1 protein-coding gene is annotated in these 572 nt (G+C 34.8%); it reads left to right on the top strand.

Features of this window, described 5'->3' with window-relative positions; genetic code table 11:
• A partial coding sequence (locus tag L3049_RS21540; protein WP_275111905.1) for a hypothetical protein occupies positions 1-572 on the top strand: 572 nt, incomplete at both ends.

Below are 572 nucleotides of genomic sequence, written 5' to 3'. Positions count from 1 at the left end.
TTGGTGATAAAGGGAAACAAAGTTGGTTAAAGAAAAATATATTCGAAAAGCCAGGAGAAACCGTTGTTGAATCTGTTGGGGTTAAGAGTAAATATTTATTGTTTTTAAATCATCAATTTTTGAGCATGTATTGCCACCCTAAGATGGGAAGTAGAATTGGGGGCGGGGCAATGTTAATTATTGTACTTGGAATTATTCCATTGTTTTTGGATGAGGATTATAAGTTTAAAGATACTGATTACTTTTTGTTTGGTGGGGCATTACTGTTACTAGTATTTTTTCTTATTTATTACTTCACTATGCCGAAAAAAGAATTTATTCTCAATCGGATTGATGGAACTATTACATTTTCGGGATGGACTTGGAAGAAAAACAGCACCATACCTTTTAGTGAAGTGAAGTTTACGATGGATAAAAATGCGTTGTTACATGCTGTGAGGCCCGATTTTATTGGGTCAATACAAATTGTTAATATGGGAAAAGGTGGTTGGCATAGGGATATGTCCTTTATTACTTGGTTTATGGATAGAAACCGTCCTTTACCTCCAGGAGATGCCTTTGATTCATACAGA

Origin of the sequence: Labilibaculum sp. DW002 (assembly GCF_029029525.1) — a bacterium.
In the GTDB taxonomy this organism is placed as follows: Bacteria; Bacteroidota; Bacteroidia; order Bacteroidales; family Marinifilaceae; genus Paralabilibaculum; species Paralabilibaculum antarcticum.
This window is presented reverse-complemented; position numbering and strand designations above follow the sequence as displayed.